The following is a 15,905-nucleotide window of genomic DNA, read 5'->3' as shown; positions in this document are numbered from 1 at the left end:
AACGAGGCCGGGCGATTTTTAGGGGTGCCTTACAGTGCAATTACCACTGATAGCTGACGAACAACTTGGCGTTGCGGCCGTCTTGTGGAATGCCCTGTGGTGAATACGATTCTTTGTCGAAGGCGTTGCCCAGCACCACGGCGGTGGTCATGCCTTTCAAGCTGTCTTGCCCTTTATAGCTCACGTAGAAGTCATTGATGGCGTAGCCCGCTTGCTGCGCCGTGCCGGTATTGACGTGGGTTGAGCGTTCAACAAAAGTGCCCACCCAGCCGAGAGAGAAGGCGGATTGCGCGATAGGCACGTCGAGGCTGCTGGTCACGGTGTCTGGATTGATGCTGTCAATCCAGTTGCCGGTGGCTTCATCTTTACCGCGAGTGCGGTTGTAGGCCACGTCCCATGAGAACAGGTCAGTTTTGTAGCTCATCATGGCATCCCAGCCCCACAGCTTAGCGCGGTCGATATTGGTGGAGTAGGTGCTGCAATCGATGCAATAAGGCCCGGTACGCCCAACGCCAAGCTTCATGTTCACCGCCGTGGTGATGTAATCCTTTGCGTTGGTGTCGAAGTAGCTGGCTTTGAATTGCAGGTCATCATTGGCCATCATCAAGTCGTTGAAACGCAGACCGAAGCCGTATTCCTGCGTGGCGTTGGTTTCAGGTTTCAGATTTGGATTCGGCACCCAGTTATTGACGATGGTGGTCGGGCCCATTGGGATGCTGAAATGCACCGAGTCGTTGTACATTTCGCCCATGGTCGGCGCGCGGAAAGCCTGTGCGTAGGAGCCGAACACCATCAGCCAGTCGGTCGGGTTAATGGTCAATGCGCCACGGGATGACCACTTGTCGGCGTCAACGTCGGAATAACCGTCGCTGCTGCCGCGATAGTTGTCATAGCGAGTACCGGCCAGAATCGAAACCGGCAGGTCGCGCAGAGTGATTTCGTCCTGTAACCAGCCGGAAGCAAAGTTGATGTCTGCCTGCGGGAAGCTGGTGGTTGCGCCGCCCGGCGTCTGCTCCTGCTTGTAAGCCTCGGTGCCGTAAGTCAGCAAGTTGGCGGCAAAGCTGTCGGTGAAGACCCGAGAGCGGTTTTCAAGCTTGGCGCCTTTGGTGGTTTGCTTGCGTTTCTCTTCTGGCGTGCCTTCAGGGCGCGCATTGATATTCACGTCGGAATAATAGGCGGTGGCTTTAGCATCCAGCCAGTTCTGATCTTCAGGTTTCAGGTTGTAGCTCAGTTGGGCATCGCGCTGGATGGTCGAGCGATCGGTCCATACGTTACCACTTGAAATATCAGGCGTTTGCGGGTTTTTCGGCTCCTTGGCGCGGTTGTCGTAATAGCGCAAATTGGCGCTAATAGACTGCGCTGGGTCGAGCTTCCAGGTGCCTTTCGCCAGCACGTTGCTGATGCTCTCATCATTCGGCGCGTTGAAGTCATCGCTCTGTTTCAGGTCGCCCACGTCGCGGGTGCCGAAGGAGAGTAAGCCGTCAAAATTGTCGGTTTTTCCATAGGTGCTGGCACCCATGCCGAGGCTATGGTCACCCGTCGCGCCGGTGCCAAACACGCGGTAACCGATATCTTGTCCCGGCAGCAGCAGGTCAGCGGCGTCTACAGTTTCATAAGAGACCACGCCACCCAGTGCGCCGCTGCCGTACAGCAAGGCCGACGGGCCGCGCACCACTTCTACGCGTTTAATTAACCCGGGGTCAATAAAGGTGCTGTTGAGGTGACCGGTGTCGGTCCCTTGGCGAATGCCGTCGACCAGCGTCAGCACGCCGCGACGGTCATAGCCGCGCAGTGAGATATCTTGACCATTAGTACGGCCGGTGCCGGAGACGCTCAGGCCCGGAACGCGGCGCAGCATGTCGGCGGAAGTGGAAGAGGTCAGGCTTTCAGCGCTGGTGCCATCAATCACGGTCACCATCATTGGCGCTTCAAAGCTGTCGCGTGGGTTACCTGTTGCAGCAACGGTCATGGTGTCTTCAGACACTTTCTTGTTGGAATCAGCCGTGGTTTTGCTGTCTTTTGCTGGGGCAGGTGTGGTGTCGGCTTGGGCTACCAGCGGCAGAGCGCAGGCAATCGCCAGGCTCAAAGTTGAATAACGCAGCCGTGTGGTAAGGGTATGAAGCATGGGGCAATTCTCCGTATGTTTTCACATATCAATAAGATTTGCTGGCTGCCTTGATCCTTAGACCTGGGTGGCTGGCGGGTAAGTTAAATGGGTAAACCGGTTATTTTGTCAGTATCAGTTTTCCGGCTTTGGTCTGACGCAGTTGGTAGCGTTGCCCTTGATGAATAATGGTCGCAACGCCAGCATCACCCAGCAGATCTGCACTGGAAATGCAGATTGCACCCTCGGTATTTTCTCCATGGCTGTGCAGCGGCGGGTGGCCGATAGCCTGTGGTGAAATGGGTTGAGTTTTGTCATTCATAGTTACAGATGTTAATAGCAATTAATATCAATGTGAGAATCATTATCAAATCATTGACCAAACACATCAAGAGAAATCTGATGTTAAATCGTCAGTTATCTGAGGGTTAACCCTATTTCTGTCAGGGGGAAGGGCAAAACTGTGAGGAAAATCAGCGGCGGGGCGTAAAGATAATCTCACTGTGGGGATAAATTTTACGCATTGAAAAGGGCAGCCTGAGCTGCCCTTATGTGTGACTTAGCGCAAATATTTTAGCTAAAGGTCAAAAACGGCTGTCCACGGCGTCGGCCAACATCTTGAGCAAGGTCTCGGTATCTTCCCAGCTCAGGCATGGGTCGGTTATCGACTTACCATAAGTCAGCGGCTTGCCAGCAACAATCGGCTGGGTACCTTCTTCAATGAAGCTTTCTGCCATGATACCGGCAATGGCAGTTGAACCCGCGCGGATCTGCTGGCAGATGTCTTCCGCCACGTCCAACTGGCGGCGGTGCTGCTTCTGGCAGTTGCCGTGGCTGAAATCGACCACTAAACGTTGAGGCAAATCGAACTCGGCCAGATTGCGGCAGGCTTCCTGTAGGTCGGCCGCGTGGTAGTTTGGCGTCTTACCGCCGCGCATGATCACATGTCCGTAAGGGTTGCCTGAGGTGCGGTAGATAGTCATCTGGCCGGTTTTGTCCGGCGAGAGGAACATATGGCTGGCGCGCGACGCACGGATCGCATCAATGGCGATGCGCGTGTTGCCGTCAGTGCCGTTTTTAAAGCCGACCGGGCAAGAGAGCGCCGACGCCATTTCACGGTGAATCTGGCTCTCGGTGGTGCGTGCGCCGATGGCTCCCCAGCTGATCAAGTCAGCAATATACTGGCCGATCACCATATCGAGGAACTCGGTCGCCGTTGGCATTCCCAATTCATTGACTGCCAGCAGCACTTTGCGGGCCAGCTCAATGCCGTGGTTGACGCGGAAAGTGCCGTTCAGCTCGGGATCAGAGATCAACCCTTTCCAGCCCACCACCGTGCGCGGCTTTTCGAAGTAGGTGCGCATGACGATTTCCAGACGGTCTTTATAGCGCTCACGCAACACGTTGAGCTTACCGGCATAATCAATCGCCGCTTCGATATCGTGAATGGAGCAGGGGCCAACGACCACTAAAAGACGGGGATCTTCACCGGAAATTATCTGTTCAATTCGCTTGCGTGACGTTGTCACGCTGTTGGCAACCGACGAGGAAACTGGCAGTTTTTCCGCCAGTGCCTGAGGTGTGATCAGGCTGTCGATGCGCGTCGTACGCAGTTCATCTGTTTGTGACATGTGATTCTCGAAATGTGTTTCTTCGCTACGGCAGGAATACCGGGAAGTGATGGCGATCACAATAACGCAAAACAAGATGATTTCAACTGTAGACGGCAGGTTATGCCGTCTACGTCATTAAAAGCCTTTAAAACATCCGACGGCTCATGCCGAAACTGTCCATTATTTTGGCCGAAATCTCTTCTACCGAATAGTTTGTACTGTTCAGGTAGCGTATTTGGTTCTTACGGAACAGGGCTTCCACTTCTGACACTTCCATCCGGCACTGGCGCAGCGAGGCATAGCGACTGTTCTCTACGCGCTCCTGACGAATGGCAGACAGCCGCTCAGGGTTGATGGTTAAGCCAAACAGCTTATGCATATGGGGCTTAAGGGCAGGTGGCAGCTGGATGTTATCCATGTCGTCGGCAGTAAACGGGTAGTTCGCCGCGCGAATACCAAACTGTAAGGCTAGATAGAGACTGGTGGGGGTTTTGCCGCAGCGCGAGACGCCCAGCAAAATCACCTGCGCCTGATCCAAATTGCGCAAAGAGATTCCGTCATCATGAGCCAGCGTGTAGTCGATGGCCGCAATACGGGCGTCATACTTGCTGATGTTGCTGGCGGTCAGGCCGTGCGTGCGGTTGGCAACGGGAGTGGGTTCAACGCCCAGTTCGTTTTGCAACGGCGCGACCAATGACTGCACGATGTCCTGACAAAAGCCCTCACTGCTGGCAATGATGTCGCGAACTTCGCGCGAGATAATGGAGTAGAACACCAGCGGGCGAGCGCCGGTCTTGGCATAGATATCATTGATTTGCTGGCACACCGCCTTGGCTCGGCCTTCGTTCTCTACAAAAGGCAGCGAGAAGGTTGTCGCATTAACCGGGAATTGAGAAAGGACGGCGTGCCCCAACACTTCCGCCGTAATGGCGGTGCCGTCCGAAATGTAAAATACACATCTATCCACATCAAACTCCTGAATTTCGTTAATTCGGCAAGCTCGCTCTGCCAGCATTTTCATTTATATTTCGCGATAGATAAACAGTAATAGTCTTATTGGATGGAAATAAAAAGCAGAACAATTTTATTGCGCAAACTTTGCGAGATATTGCGCAAATCGGCTGAGAAAAATGAAATGACATTTTATTTTTCCCGAGGCGTGCCGCAGGGTTTTGATTTGCTTCAGCACGGCTTCAGCATCTGGTGTAGGGTAGTTGGCAAGCAGAAGATGTGTTGCATGTCTTCATGATTTGTAAGGAATTACTGGGTTTGCTCATGGGCTCAAGTGAGGTTGAGTGTGGAATTTTCTTAAACAGAAATAGTTTCAGTTGCTGGATCGATTCACCTGTCCAAAGATTATTGTTCTCTATGCTAGTCTGAAATAACTGACCGTTTTTCAGTAATACGCCAATTTCCGTACATCAACTATTAGTCTGCTTATTCGCCAGCAGCCTATTGAAATTAAGAAAGGATTGTTTCATGGCCAATCTAGAACCCGATTTACGCAATGTTATCTGGTACAACCAGTTAGGTATGAACGACGTTGACAAGGTCGGGGGTAAGAATGCGTCCTTAGGGGAAATGATCACCAATCTGTCTGATTTGGGTGTATCCGTACCTAATGGCTTCGCGACCAGTTCAAAAGCCTTTAATGACTTCTTGGACCAGAGCGGCGTCAACACGCGTATCCACGATTTGCTCGACAGCATTGATGTGGATGACATCGCCCAGTTGACCAAAGCCGGCACGCAGATTCGTCAATGGATTGTCGAAACACCTTTCCAGCCTGAGTTGGAAAAAGATATCCGCCAAGCCTATCAGCAGCTGTCTGAAGGTGAAAAAGATGCCTCTTTCGCCGTGCGCTCCTCCGCCACCGCCGAAGATATGCCAGACGCGTCGTTTGCTGGCCAACAGGAAACCTTCCTTAACGTACAGGGCTTTGATGCCATTTTGACGGCCATCAAGCACGTGTACGCTTCTTTATTTAATGACCGCGCGATCTCTTATCGCGTACATCAGGGCTATGACCATCGCGGCGTGGCGCTCTCCGCCGGGGTTCAGCGCATGGTGCGTTCTGACTTGGCTGCGGCAGGCGTGATGTTCACCATTGATACCGAGTCCGGTTTCGATCAGGTGGTGTTCATTACTTCCGCCTACGGGTTGGGTGAAATGGTGGTGCAGGGGGCGGTTAACCCTGACGAGTTCTATGTCCATAAGCCGACGCTTGCCAAAAATAAACCGGCTATCGTGCGCCGCACCATGGGGTCGAAAAAGATCCGCATGGTTTACGCCGACAGCCAAGAGCACGGCAAGCAGGTACAGATTGAAGATGTACCGGCTGAACTCAGCGATCGCTTCTCACTGACCGACGAAGAGATTCAGGCGCTGGCCCAGCAGGCGTTATTAATTGAAAAACACTACGGCCGCCCGATGGACATCGAGTGGGCCAAAGATGGTCACAACAACAAACTCTACATCGTGCAGGCTCGTCCAGAGACAGTACGTTCTAACGGGCAGGTGATGGAGCGCTACCAGCTCAATGGCAGCAGCAAGGTGCTGGTGGAAGGGCGTGCTATCGGCCACCGCATTGGCGCGGGTCCGGTGAAAATCATCCATGACATCAGCGAAATGCACCATGTTAAAGCCGGTGACATCTTGGTAACCGACATGACCGACCCGGATTGGGAACCGATCATGAAGAAAGCCTCGGCTATCGTCACCAATCGCGGCGGACGCACCTGTCACGCGGCGATCATTGCCCGCGAGCTGGGTATTCCGGCGGTGGTTGGCTGTGGCGATGCCACTGAGAAGCTGAAAGAGAACCAGAAGGTCACGGTATCTTGCTCCGAAGGCGACACTGGCTATGTCTACGAAGATGAGCTGGACTTCAGCGTGCAGAGTTCGGAAGTGAACGAACTACCAGAGCTGCCGCTGAAAATTATGATGAATATCGGTAACCCTGACCGTGCTTTCGACTTTGCCTGCCTGCCGAATGAAGGTGTAGGTCTGGCGCGTCTTGAGTTCATCATCAACCGTATGATTGGCGTGCATCCAAAAGCCTTGCTGGAGTTCGACCAGCAGGAACCAGCGTTGCAGGAAGAGATCAGCAAGCTTATTCAGGGTTATGACAGCCCGCGTGAGTACTACGTGGCGCGTTTGACCGAAGGGATCGCCACGCTTGGCGCGGCATTCTGGCCGAAACGCGTGATTGTGCGTCTGTCAGACTTTAAGTCTAACGAATACGCCAATCTGGTCGGCGGTGAGAAGTACGAGCCGCACGAAGAGAACCCGATGCTGGGCTTCCGTGGAGCGGGCCGCTATGTGTCGGACAACTTCCGCGACTGCTTCGCTCTCGAGTGTGAAGCCATGAAGCGGGTGCGTAACGACATGGATCTCACCAACGTTGAAGTGATGATCCCGTTTGTGCGTACCGTGGCGCAGGCTGAAGCAGTGGTGGCCGAGTTGGCGCGCCAAGGGCTGAAACGTGGCGAAAATGGCCTGAAAGTGATCATGATGTGTGAGATCCCTTCCAACGCCTTGCTGGCGGAGCAGTTCCTCGAGCACTTCGACGGCTTCTCCATCGGTTCAAACGACATGACTCAGCTGACGTTGGGCCTTGACCGAGATTCTGGCGTGGTGTCTGAACTCTTTGACGAGCGCAACGAGGCGGTGAAAGCGCTGCTGTCGATGGCGATTAAAGCCGCCAAGAAACAGGGCAAATACGTGGGTATCTGCGGGCAGGGACCTTCTGACCATCAGGACTTCGCTCAATGGTTGATGGACGAGGGAATTGACAGCCTGTCCCTGAACCCTGACACCGTGGTGCAAACCTGGCTAGCGCTGGCAGAAAAGAAATAATCGGCAGTAATTGCTGAGCCAATAAACTGCAAAAGCCGTGGTCTTCAAGCCACGGCTTTTTTCATGGCGACACGGCGAGAAATGCGCGTGGAGGAGCCTACGAAGAGGATAATAGCAGTGGGCTTTTTTTATACGATTTGCTGAATTTTGGACAAAAAAAGGCCCGTCATTGGAGACAGGCAAAGACTACACACAGCAATTTTGTTTTATGCCAGCTAGGGGAAAGCTTGCATATAAATCAGGAGGTTGAAATCCAAACTGTTAATAATACTAGGGTTGCCCAGCCTTTCAGTCTGTAAGAATACTCTTAATAGTAATTATTTCGATAGTTAACTAATTAACCGGGTTTATGTATGAAGAAAATTCAAAAGGAAAACTGTGGGGAAGTTTTATTGCGGAGGGATTTGCGAAGTGAAAATGCCGCCTGCACAACGCGGGTGAAAAGCGCATGCAGACGGCGTTCTTAGCGATTACTCGTCGAGCGCTTTAACCACTTGCTCAACATTTTTCTCAGGTTCTGGCGCTTCATTAACCCATAAGGAAATCAGGCGATAAGAGACGGCCAGAACCACCGGGCCGATAAACAGACCAATCATGCCGAAGGCGAACAAGCCACCGATAACCCCTGAGAGGATCAGCAGCATTGGCAAATCCGCGCCCATGCGAATCAGAACCGGGCGCAGCACGTTGTCCAGTGAACCTACAACGCAGCTCCACACCAGCAGCACGGTGCCCCAGGTGTTATCGCCGGTCCAGTACAGCCAGACTATGGCCGGGATCAGCACCAGCAGTGGCCCGATTTGCGCCACGCAGCAGACAAACATCACCACGGTCAGCACGGTCGCGTAAGGAATACCGGCGATGGCTAAACCAATGCCGCCCAACACGGACTGCACAATCGCGGTTACCACTACGCCCAGCGCCACGGCGCGGATAGCTTGACCGGCAAGGATAACCGCCGCGTCGCCGCGATCGGCTGCCAGACGGATAGCAAAGTGGCGGATGCCCATGCCAACCTGTTCGCCACGGCTATAAAGCAGGGCGCTGAACAACAGCATCAGAGAACAGTGGACGATAAAGCGACCCAAATGCCCGGCCTGAGTCACAAACCACGAGGCAGTCTGGCCGACATACGGCTGGACCTTGCCCATCAAGGCGCTGCCGCCGCCGTTAATCAGCGAGTGCCAGCCGCTATACAGCTTGTGTCCCACCAGTGGGATAGCCTGCAACCATTTGAAGTCCGGCATATGCAGACTTGAAGGGTTACTGGCGAGCTGCACCAGCGGTGTACCATTTTCAATCGCGCTGCTTACCAGCAGGGCAATAGGTAAAACGAAAAGTAGAATTAACAGCAGTGTCATCACTATCACCGCCAGAAAACGCTTACCCCAGAGCAATTTTTGCAATTTGATCATTAACGGCCAAGTGGCGATAACCACCATGCCAGCCCAAGCAAAGCCTAAAATAAAGGGTTGAACAACCCAAATACTGGCCACCGTCATCAGAGCAATAAACAACACCCCAAACATAATTTGAGGTAAATCATAACGCTTCATCGGGAGATTCATTCTTGGTTCTCATAGTAAAAACAAGGCTTAAGCCCACATATTACGGACAAGTACTGCTTTGCATAACTGGATAAGCATGGAGCATTTCTCCAGCTTTGGACAATAGATCGCACTTTTTGTTGCGCCAGACATCTGTCCGCGCAACCGCTATCGGTGGATGATTATAGTCAACCTTACGCAGACGAAGCGCTTGAAAACGAAGTATGTTAGTTTTTATGTTGGGTAATGAACAGGGCCCGGCAAACAACAACAAAATAGAGTCGAAATAAATGATCCCACAGATTTCACAGGCACCCGGCGTCATTCAACTGGTGCTCGATTTTTTGGAAGCGTTAAAAAAAGACGGGTTCACCGGCGATGTGACCACCACTTACGCCGATAGATTGACCATGGCGACCGACAATAGCGTCTATCAGCTGCTGCCGGATGCCGTGCTGTTCCCGATGGCGACCTCTGACGTGGCCTTGCTGGCGCGCCTCGCAGGGCAGGAGCGCTTCAAATCTCTGGTATTCACCCCGCGCGGTGGCGGTACTGGCACCAACGGGCAATCGTTAAACCGAGGAATTGTGGTTGATATGTCCCGTCATATGAACCGCATCCTTGACGTTAACGTCGAGCAGGGCTGGGTGAAGGTTGAAGCTGGGGTGATTAAAGACCAGCTCAATGACTATTTGCGCCCCCTCGGCTATTTCTTCTCTCCAGAACTCTCCACCAGTAACCGCGCGACGCTGGGCGGCATGATCAACACCGATGCCTCGGGGCAGGGTTCATTGGTCTATGGCAAAACCTCAGATCACGTTCTCGGGCTGCGGGCGATTGTGATTGGTGGCGAGATGCTTGATACCACCTCCATGCCGACGGCGCTGGCTGACAAGCTGGGCGAAGAGGATTCGGTGATCGGCCGGATTTATCGCACCGTGCTGGACAGCTGTCGCGACAACCGCGCGCTGGTTATCGAAAAATTCCCTAAACTTAACCGTTTCCTCACCGGTTATGACCTGCGCCACGTATTGAGCGACGACCTGCAAAACTTCAACCTGACTCGCATCCTCACGGGTTCAGAAGGTTCGCTGGCCTTTATTACCGAAGCGCGGCTGAACATCACGCCAATCCCGAAAGTGCGCCGTTTGGTCAATATTATGTATGACTCTTTCAACTCTGCGCTGCGCAATGCGCCACTGATGGTCGAGGCCAACGCCTTGTCGGTGGAAACCGTCGACTCCAAAGTGCTCAATCTGGCGCGGGAAGATATCGTCTGGCACACCGTGCGTGACTACATTACCGATGTTCCCGGTAAAGACATGCAGGGGCTGAATATCGTCGAGTTCGCCGGTGATGACGGCGTGCTGATAGAACGTCAGGTTGAAGCGCTTTGCGAACGCCTCGACAGCTTAATCAGCGACGGCGAGGCCGGGGTGATTGGCTATCAGATTTGCGCCGACCTGCCGGGCATTGAGCGTATCTATAATATGCGCAAAAAGGCCGTGGGCCTGCTGGGTAACGCCAAAGGGCAGGCCAAGCCGCTGCCGTTTGCTGAAGACACCTGCGTGCCGCCGCAGCATCTGGCGGACTACATTGTTGAATTCCGCGCACTGCTCGACAGCCATAATCTGAGTTACGGCATGTTCGGCCACGTCGACGCCGGGGTGCTTCACGTCCGCCCGGCTCTGGATATGTGTGACCCGCAACAAGAAGTCCTGCTGAAGCAGATTTCCGACCAAGTGGTGGCCTTAACTGCCAAATACGGCGGCCTGCTGTGGGGCGAGCATGGTAAAGGCTTCCGCGCTGAATACAGCCCGGCCTTCTTCGGCGAGGAGCTGTTCCACGAGCTGCGCCGCATTAAATCGGTGTTCGACCCGGACAATCGGCTTAACCCCGGCAAGATTTGCGCGCCATTGGACGACGACGAGCCAATGATGAAAGTAGACGCGGTCAAGCGCGGCACTTTTGATCGACGCATCCCTCTTGAGGTCCGCCAGTCCTTCCGTGGGGCGATGGAGTGTAACGGTAACGGCCTGTGCTTTAACTTCGATGTGAAAAGCCCAATGTGCCCGTCGATGAAAATTACCGGTAGCCGCATTCACTCGCCGAAAGGCCGTGCGGGGCTGGTGCGCGAATGGCTGCGCCTGCTGGCAGAGCAGGGCGTCGACCCGCTGGCGCTGGAAAACGCCTTGCCTCAGCAAGGAGTGAGCTTCCGCGGGCTTATCGACCGGACGCGCAACACCTGGCATGCCAATAAAGGCGAGTATGACTTCTCCCATGAAGTGAAAGAGGCGATGTCCGGCTGTCTGGCCTGCAAAGCCTGCTCCACCCAGTGCCCGATAAAAATCGACGTGCCGGGCTTCCGCTCGCGCTTCTTGCAGCTCTACCACACCCGCTATTTGCGCCCAATGCGCGATCATCTGGTAGCTGGCGTGGAAAGCTACACGCCGCTGATGGCGAAAGCGCCGAAGGTGTTCAACTTCTTCTTTAGCCAGCCGTGGGTGCGGGAGATGAGCCGCAAAAGCATCGGCATGGTTGACCTTCCTTTATTATCCACGCCAACCCTGCGCCAGCAGCTGCTGGGCCACAGTGCCACTACCATGACGCTGGAGCAGTTGGAGAAAATCAACCCTGCCCAGCGCAGCCAGTACGTGTTGATTGTGCAGGACCCTTTCACCAGCTACTACGACGCACAGGTGGTGGCCGACTTCGTGCGGCTGGTGGAGAAGCTAGGCTTGAAACCGGTGTTGTTGCCATTCTCGCCGAACGGCAAGGCGCAGCACATCAAAGGCTTTTTGCAGCGTTTTGCTAAAACCGCCAAGAAAACCTCGGTGTTCCTTAACCGCGTGGCGCAGCTGGGCATGCCGCTGGTGGGCGTCGATCCCGCCTTGGTGCTTTGCTATCGCGATGAATACAAAGAGATCCTTGGCGAAGCGCGCGGATCCTTTGAAGTACAGCTCGTTCACGAGTGGCTGAGTGCCTTACTGGCCGACCGCCCGGAGCAGCAGCAAAGCGGCGAGTCTTGGTATCTGTTCGGCCACTGTACTGAAAGCACGGCGCTGCCAACCAGCGGCAAGCAGTGGGGGGACATTTTTGCCCGCTACGGCGCTAAGTTGGAAAATGTCAGCGTCGGCTGTTGCGGCATGGCCGGGACTTACGGCCATGAGAGCAAGAACATCCAGAACTCACTGGGTATTTACGAGCTGTCCTGGCATCAATCCTTACAGCGTTTGCCGCGTCAGCGCTGTCTGGCGACCGGCTACTCGTGCCGCAGTCAGGTAAAACGTATCGAAGGCAATGGGCTGCGCCATCCATTGCAAGCCTTGTTGGAAATGATCCCCTAACGGACAGGAGACGCTATGACATTTTGGAAACGGCAAACCACCCTTGAGGCGCTAAACGCCAGCGGGCAGGGCTGTATGGTTGGACACGTGGGCATTGAGTTTACGCTGCTGGCGGATGACCACCTCGAGGCCACCATGCCCGTTGACCAAAGAACCACCCAGCCGTTCGGCCTGTTGCACGGCGGCGCTTCGGTGGTGCTGGCGGAGTCGATGGGGTCTATGGCGGGCTACCTGTGTAGTGAGGGCGAGCAGAAAGTGGTGGGAGTCGAGATCAATGCCAACCATCTGCGCTCGGCTACTAAGGGCAGGGTGAAGGGCGTGTGCCGCGCGCTGCACACCGGCAGACGCAATCAGGTGTGGCAGATTGAGATTTTCGATGAGCAGGAGAGGCTGTGCTGCATCTCGCGGTTGACCACGATGATCATCGATTGATCGACTGAAATGTTAATAGATGTGCATCAGGCAGACATATTTCGCTATGTCTGCCTTTTTATTTGCGGCAAGCCGAGGCGCTAATTGATTGAATTGACGCTAAAGCTGAAAGGGGACGCGTTTTACAAAGTCAGTTTGAAAGGCTGTCGCTTTGTCCCAGATGCCCATCATGGCATAATAGTGACAAATCAGTTTTAACGTATGGCGGGCAAAGTGATAACTCTGCACGCGGAATAGCTCATTACGGTGAGCGGTATTTATTTCTAAAATAAGCCGGTTATGTAATTTACACAGCGCGTGAAGGTAGCTGTGATCATCACCGTTTTGCAGGCACATGTTCGCCATGTCCAGACAGATACTGTTGAAGCGCTTGAGCTGGCTGATTTCGGCATCCACTCTTTGCAGCGCGGCTTCCGCCATATAAAAATCTACCGTGGCATCACGCACGCTGAATTTGTATTCGTCGATTTTAGTTTGCAGCCATGCATTAACCGATTGAGTCATTAGCAGCAGTCCAGTTTTGTGAATGATAACCATTATCAAAGTGGAACTTATCATATTTGCAAAGCGGCGAGTGATCAATTAGCCAACGGGATTTTTTATTGGTCAATTTATTAGCCATAAAAATCCGCAATACCCCTGTGAAAACTGCGGAAATAGGGGCGAAAAAAGGCATTTCCTGACTATAAAAGAACGAATTCATAAATAGGTATTTCCGATGAATGTTTTATAATAGTTATCAGGAACATTATTTTTTATATTGAAAATCGGCAGTTTGGTTTTTTTTAACAAAAAATTGACAACTTATTCAATTAGTTGATGGTCGCGGTGTTGAAGACCCGCCAGCGGCCAGCCTTGGAAAGCGGCTGCGTAGAGTGAAGTTCCTCGCGCTAAATCGCTATACCCTCTTAAAACAAGAGGTTGAAGTGATACCTGTTATCACTAGAATAGGCACAATAGGTCTTGTCTATGACCCTGAAACGATGAGGTAGGACAGATGCAAACTGAAACAGTCGGCACGTTCTCTTTAGATGAGAATGTTTGGAAAGGTGTGACGTTGACTGACTCTGCGGCTAAGCAGGTCAAGACGCTAATCAACCAAGATCCAGAAGTTAAAGGGCTACAGCTCTCTGTGAAGCAGTCGGGTTGCGCGGGTTTCGCGTATGTCCTTGATCTGACTAAACAGCCAGCCGGCGATGATCTGGTGTTTGAACACGATGGTGCCAAGTTGTTCATCCCGCTGAAGGCAATGCCTTTCATTGATGGCACCGAGGTGGATTTCGTCCGCGAAGGACTGAATCAGATATTTAAATTCAATAATCCTAAAGCTCAACACGCCTGCGGCTGTGGCGAGAGCTTTGGTGTCTAACATTATTGTAAACGAAGCGATGTAACCAACATGTCACGAAGCAACGTAGAAATTCCAGACAATGTGCAGTCTTGGGTCGGCGAGGAGACGAAATACAAGGAAGGCTTCTTCACTCAGCTGGCAACCGATGAATTAGCATCTGGCATCAACGAAGATGTGGTGCGTGCCATTTCCGCGAAGCGCAATGAGCCTGAGTGGATGCTGGAGTTCCGTCTGCAGGCTTATCATGCTTGGCTGAAAATGGAAGAGCCACACTGGTTGAAAGCGTATTACACGCCGCTCGACTATCAGGATTACAGCTACTACTCCGCACCTTCCTGCGGCAGCTGTGATGATACCTGTGGTTCTCAGCCGGGTGCCACGCAGCAGCCTCCAGCGGATTCGCTGGGCGTGCCTGCAGTTGACGGCAAAAATTACCTGACCAGCGAAGTCGAAAAAGCGTTCGAACAGCTCGGTGTTCCGGTTCGTGAAGGCAAAGAAGTGGCGGTCGATGCAATTTTCGACTCCGTTTCCGTCTCCACCACTTACCGTGAAAAACTGTCTGAATCCGGCGTGATTTTCTGCTCCTTCGGCGAAGCCATTCATGAATACCCGGACTTGGTGCGCAAGTACCTCGGTACCGTGGTGCCTGCGCAAGATAACTTCTTTGCTGCACTGAATGCCGCCGTGGCCTCTGACGGTACTTTTGTTTATGTACCAAAAGGCGTGCGCTGCCCGATGGAGCTGTCCACCTATTTCCGTATTAACGCGGCGAAAACCGGTCAGTTCGAACGTACCATTCTGATTGCCGACGAAGGCAGCTACGTGAGCTACATCGAGGGTTGTTCTGCCCCGGTGCGCGACACCTATCAGCTGCACGCGGCGGTGGTTGAAGTCATTCTGCACAAAGATGCAGAAGTGAAATATTCCACCGTGCAGAACTGGTTCTCCGGCAGCAAAGACAGCAGCGGCGGGATACTGAACTTCGTGACCAAACGCGCACTGTGTGAAGGTTCAGGTTCAAAAATGTCCTGGACTCAGTCTGAAACTGGCTCCGCGATCACGTGGAAATACCCGAGCGTTATCCTCAAAGGGGATAACTCAATCGGTGAATTCTTCTCTGTCGCGCTGACCAGCGGTAAGCAGCAGGCCGATACCGGTACCAAAATGATCCACATTGGTAAAAACACCAAGTCGACCATTATCTCTAAAGGTATCTCTGCCGGTCACAGCCAGAACAGCTATCGCGGTCTGGTGAAGATTCTGCCAACGGCTGAGAATGCCCGTAACTTTACTCAGTGTGACTCCATGCTTATCGGCCCAGACAGTGCCGCGCATACTTTCCCTTATGTGGAAGTGCGCAACAACACTGCCCAGCTTGAGCACGAAGCAACAACGTCGAAAATCGGCGACGACCAGCTGTTCTACTGCTTACAACGCGGTATCAGCGAAGACGATGCGATTTCGATGATTGTTAACGGCTTCTGTAAGGATGTCTTCTCTGAGCTGCCGCTGGAGTTTGCCGTTGAGGCCCAGAAGCTTCTGGCCATCAGCCTTGAGCACAGCGTCGGGTGATTCTCTTTCTCTTATATAACAACGCTATATAAAGAGAACTGACGCTTTTCCCGCTCGTCCACCCACTTCTTTCCCGTGAGA

General features: G+C 53.1%; 11 protein-coding genes and 1 other RNA gene. 5 read left to right on the top strand and 7 right to left on the bottom strand.

Annotation, left to right across the window (positions count from 1 at the left end):
- Positions 1–40: 40 nt before the first annotated feature.
- The 4 genes from GEAM_RS10290 to ppsR form a co-directional block, all read right to left on the bottom strand.
- Complete coding sequence (locus GEAM_RS10290; protein WP_034791161.1) at positions 41–2,125, bottom strand: TonB-dependent hemoglobin/transferrin/lactoferrin family receptor; 2,085 nt, start codon at positions 2,123–2,125, stop codon at positions 41–43.
- Positions 2,126–2,225: 100 nt separating this feature from the next.
- Positions 2,226–2,426: a hemin uptake protein HemP gene (hemP, locus tag GEAM_RS10285; RefSeq protein WP_034791160.1), complete on the bottom strand. Its 201-nt coding sequence runs from the start codon at positions 2,424–2,426 to the stop codon at positions 2,226–2,228.
- Positions 2,427–2,688: 262 nt separating this feature from the next.
- Complete coding sequence (locus tag GEAM_RS10280) at positions 2,689–3,735, bottom strand: 3-deoxy-7-phosphoheptulonate synthase (RefSeq protein WP_034791159.1); 1,047 nt, start codon at positions 3,733–3,735, stop codon at positions 2,689–2,691.
- A gap of 127 nt (positions 3,736–3,862) precedes the next feature.
- Entirely contained in the window at positions 3,863–4,684 is an 822-nt protein-coding gene (gene ppsR / locus GEAM_RS10275) for a posphoenolpyruvate synthetase regulatory kinase/phosphorylase PpsR (protein WP_034791501.1), read from the bottom strand.
- A 512-nt stretch (positions 4,685–5,196) separates the two neighbouring features.
- Between ppsR and ppsA the strand changes: the two genes are divergently transcribed.
- Positions 5,197–7,575 (top strand): phosphoenolpyruvate synthase, encoded by a 2,379-nt coding sequence (ppsA, locus tag GEAM_RS10270; protein WP_034791158.1) that lies wholly within the window; start codon positions 5,197–5,199, stop codon positions 7,573–7,575.
- A gap of 151 nt (positions 7,576–7,726) precedes the next feature.
- Here the strand turns inward: ppsA and rprA are convergent.
- Positions 7,727–7,837, bottom strand: an RNA gene (gene rprA, locus GEAM_RS22665) — antisense sRNA RprA.
- A gap of 208 nt (positions 7,838–8,045) precedes the next feature.
- A complete protein-coding gene (gene ydiK / locus GEAM_RS10265; RefSeq protein WP_034791156.1) occupies positions 8,046–9,143 on the bottom strand; it encodes an AI-2E family transporter YdiK in 1,098 nt (365 codons plus the stop codon).
- Between the two features lie 269 nt (positions 9,144–9,412).
- Here ydiK and ydiJ point away from each other — a divergent pair, with 269 nt between their 5' ends.
- Both ydiJ and menI read left to right on the top strand, forming a co-directional pair.
- Positions 9,413–12,469, top strand: a complete 3,057-nt coding sequence (gene ydiJ / locus GEAM_RS10260) for a D-2-hydroxyglutarate dehydrogenase YdiJ (RefSeq protein WP_034791155.1) — start codon at positions 9,413–9,415, stop codon at positions 12,467–12,469.
- Between the two features lie 15 nt (positions 12,470–12,484).
- On the top strand, positions 12,485–12,901 hold the full coding sequence (gene menI, locus GEAM_RS10255) for a 1,4-dihydroxy-2-naphthoyl-CoA hydrolase (RefSeq protein ID WP_034791154.1): 417 nt from the start codon (positions 12,485–12,487) through the stop codon (positions 12,899–12,901).
- Between the two features lie 99 nt (positions 12,902–13,000).
- Here menI and GEAM_RS10250 read toward each other — a convergent pair whose 3' ends face one another.
- Entirely contained in the window at positions 13,001–13,405 is a 405-nt protein-coding gene (locus GEAM_RS10250; protein ID WP_034791153.1) for a hypothetical protein, read from the bottom strand.
- Positions 13,406–13,898: 493 nt separating this feature from the next.
- On the opposite strand from GEAM_RS10250, the gene sufA reads away from it, so the two are divergent.
- Complete coding sequence (sufA, locus tag GEAM_RS10245) at positions 13,899–14,270, top strand: Fe-S cluster assembly scaffold SufA (RefSeq protein WP_034791152.1); 372 nt, start codon at positions 13,899–13,901, stop codon at positions 14,268–14,270.
- A 30-nt stretch (positions 14,271–14,300) separates the two neighbouring features.
- The gene (sufB, locus tag GEAM_RS10240; protein WP_034791151.1) at positions 14,301–15,824 is read left to right on the top strand and encodes a Fe-S cluster assembly protein SufB; all 1,524 of its coding nucleotides are present in this window, start codon (positions 14,301–14,303) and stop codon (positions 15,822–15,824) included.
- Positions 15,825–15,905: the final 81 nt, after the last annotated feature.

Source organism: Ewingella americana ATCC 33852 (assembly GCF_000735345.1).
GTDB classification, from domain to species: domain Bacteria; phylum Pseudomonadota; class Gammaproteobacteria; order Enterobacterales; family Enterobacteriaceae; genus Ewingella; species Ewingella americana.
Note: the sequence above shows the minus strand (reverse complement) of the source record. Positions and strands in the feature narration are given on the sequence as shown.

What these genes read in the sequence shown, in the direction of transcription:
- menI (WP_034791154.1), top strand. Translation starts at nt 12,485, where the DNA reads ATGACATTTTGGAAACGGCAAACCACCCTTGAGGCGCTAAACGCCAGC.
- ydiJ (WP_034791155.1), top strand. Translation starts at nt 9,413, where the DNA reads ATGATCCCACAGATTTCACAGGCACCCGGCGTCATTCAACTGGTGCTC.
- ppsA (WP_034791158.1), top strand. Translation starts at nt 5,197, where the DNA reads ATGGCCAATCTAGAACCCGATTTACGCAATGTTATCTGGTACAACCAG.
- GEAM_RS10290 (WP_034791161.1), bottom strand. Translation starts at nt 2,125, where the DNA reads ATGCTTCATACCCTTACCACACGGCTGCGTTATTCAACTTTGAGCCTG.
- sufB (WP_034791151.1), top strand. Translation starts at nt 14,301, where the DNA reads ATGTCACGAAGCAACGTAGAAATTCCAGACAATGTGCAGTCTTGGGTC.
- GEAM_RS10250 (WP_034791153.1), bottom strand. Translation starts at nt 13,405, where the DNA reads ATGACTCAATCGGTTAATGCATGGCTGCAAACTAAAATCGACGAATAC.
- hemP (WP_034791160.1), bottom strand. Translation starts at nt 2,426, where the DNA reads ATGAATGACAAAACTCAACCCATTTCACCACAGGCTATCGGCCACCCG.
- sufA (WP_034791152.1), top strand. Translation starts at nt 13,899, where the DNA reads ATGCAAACTGAAACAGTCGGCACGTTCTCTTTAGATGAGAATGTTTGG.
- ydiK (WP_034791156.1), bottom strand. Translation starts at nt 9,143, where the DNA reads ATGAATCTCCCGATGAAGCGTTATGATTTACCTCAAATTATGTTTGGG.
- GEAM_RS10280 (WP_034791159.1), bottom strand. Translation starts at nt 3,735, where the DNA reads ATGTCACAAACAGATGAACTGCGTACGACGCGCATCGACAGCCTGATC.